Below are 1,993 nucleotides of genomic sequence, written 5' to 3' on the forward strand. Positions count from 1 at the left end.
GCCATCCCCACGACGAGCCACAAGACCATATCAGAAGGTAAGCGGCGTCGGCGGATAGTGGCCTTTTCAGACAAGGCGGCAGCGGCAGTAATCCATTCGTCGGGAATATGGTCGGCAAAAATGGCCAGCCGAGCCAGCATGTCGCCAGATGCCTCAACAACATCGTTCAGATCGTTTGCAATAGACATAAAAAATCCGGAACCAGTGATTGGTTCCGGATTGTCCTACAGCAGAAGGATCGGTCAATGGATCCTTAACTGATCAGCATTGCCGCAATTGCGGGGCTTTTTAATGGGCAACACATGCCCATGGCAGGGATTAGGCGGGGCGCCTGCCCAGCCGCCGCACATCCTGGCGGGCGGCGGCCCCGGCCTGGCTGATCCAGCGCTGGCGGGCCCCCTCATCCGAGGTGTGGACGGGCCCCAGATGCTGGCGGTGGGTCAGCCGGATGCCGCACAGCCCCAGCACCGGCTTGTCCAGGGTGCGATCCAGGGGGGCACCCTGCCACCAGCGGTAATACCAGGGGGGGCTGTCCATGGTGAGCAGCAGGCGCGCCGTCTTGCCGGCGAGCAACTGCTCCGGGTGCGCCTTCCCCGGCTGGTAGCGAAAGGCGAAACCCGGCAGCAGGGTGCGATCCAGCAGTCCCTTGAGCCGGGCTGGCAGGTGGCCCCACCAGATGGGGGCGACGATCACCAGATGCTGGGCCTGCACCAGACTCTGCTGCACCGCCTGCAGATCGGGCTCGAGGGGCTGCACCTCGTCATAGCCATGGTGAAGATCCGGCGCGAAGGCGAGCTCCCCCACGTGATGCAGGGTGACGCGCGCGCCCCTTTGCTCGGCGTTGCGGGCATACTCCCGGGCGAGGGCGTGGCAGAGGCTGTCGGGTTTGGGGTTGCCGTTGAGAACAAGCAGGTTGGGGGTCATGGTATGGCTCCTTGAAGTGAGCCCCCATTACACCCCTTGTCCCATGGGACAGAGTCAAGCCACCTTTTGCCCCCGATCCGCGGCGGCGGGATGATCCCGCCCGTCGGGGGATTGCCGGACCGGGGCGCCATAGCGGCAGGGGTGCTGCGCCAGCAGCGTGGCGCACTGGCTCAAGCCCTGATGCTGGCGTTGCAGCCTGGCGACCTCCGCCTCGATCTGCGCCAGCTTGTCCGCGATAAGCTGCTCCACCCTTTGCCAGGGGAAGTGGTCGAGGCTGGTGACGCCCGCGAGCAGGGGAACCAGCTCCCCGAGCTTGCAGCCAAGCCGCTGGGCCTCGCGGATAAAGCCGACCCACTCCAGATCCTCGGCCCGGTAGACGCGATACTTGCCGTGCCGCCTGGGCTCGGGCAGCAGCCCGAGCTGCTCGTAGAGGCGGACCGCCTTTGGGGTGGTGCCCGCCAGCCGGGCAAATTCGCCGATATACATGGTGCTGCTCGCAAAGGTTGTTCGAGTAGGGGCTCACTATAGGCCAGTGGCAGGGGGGATTGAATCCCCGAGGGGGAGAAGAGAGTTACATTGACAGGGGATGACTGACAGAGGACACCCACCTTGTCAGGTAAGTCTGCTTGTATGGAGATGGTATTCACCTGACAGTTGCCCACAAAAGGGAGTGGTCATACGGCTTCAAACCGGATAACAAAACGGTACCCCTACCGTGTTATCCGGAGTCACCGTATGACCACCAACGAGAAAGTAGCACGTCGTAAACTCAGCCTGCTAGGGAAGGTGCGAACAAGTCCCTGATATGAGATCATGTTTGTCATCTGGAGCCATGAAAAAGGGTTCATCATGAGTCATCAGCTCACCTTCGCCGACAGTGAATTCAGCAGTAAGCGCCGTCAGACCAGAAAAGAGATTTTCTTGTCCCGCATGGAGCAGATCCTGCCATGGCAAAACATGGTGGAAGTCATCGAGCCGTTTTATCCCAAGGCTGGTAATGGCCGGCGACCTTATCCGCTGGAAACCATGCTACGCATTCACTGCATGCAGCATTGGTACAACCTGAGCG

At 61.4% G+C, this 1,993-nt stretch carries 4 protein-coding genes; 1 reads left to right on the top strand and 3 read right to left on the bottom strand.

Features of this window, described 5'->3' with window-relative positions:
* From C3418_RS23360 to C3418_RS23370, 3 genes are all read right to left on the bottom strand, one after another.
* Window positions 1-188: transposase domain-containing protein (locus C3418_RS23360; RefSeq protein ID WP_181023087.1), on the bottom strand; the 188-nt coding region annotated here is incomplete at its 3' end.
* Window positions 189-318: 130 nt separating this feature from the next.
* On the bottom strand, window positions 319-924 hold the full coding sequence (locus C3418_RS23365; protein WP_103859370.1) for an NAD(P)H-dependent oxidoreductase: 606 nt from the start codon (window positions 922-924) through the stop codon (window positions 319-321).
* A 54-nt stretch (window positions 925-978) separates the two neighbouring features.
* On the bottom strand, window positions 979-1,410 hold the full coding sequence (locus C3418_RS23370; protein ID WP_103859371.1) for a MerR family transcriptional regulator: 432 nt from the start codon (window positions 1,408-1,410) through the stop codon (window positions 979-981).
* 363 nt (window positions 1,411-1,773) lie between these two features.
* On the opposite strand from C3418_RS23370, the gene C3418_RS23380 reads away from it, so the two are divergent.
* Window positions 1,774-1,993 (top strand): IS5/IS1182 family transposase (locus C3418_RS23380; RefSeq protein WP_024176516.1); only part of this gene is annotated, 220 nt, incomplete at its 3' end.

The sequence above is a fragment of the Aeromonas sp. ASNIH8 genome, assembly GCF_002919855.1.
Lineage (GTDB): Bacteria > Pseudomonadota > Gammaproteobacteria > Enterobacterales > Aeromonadaceae > Aeromonas > Aeromonas caviae.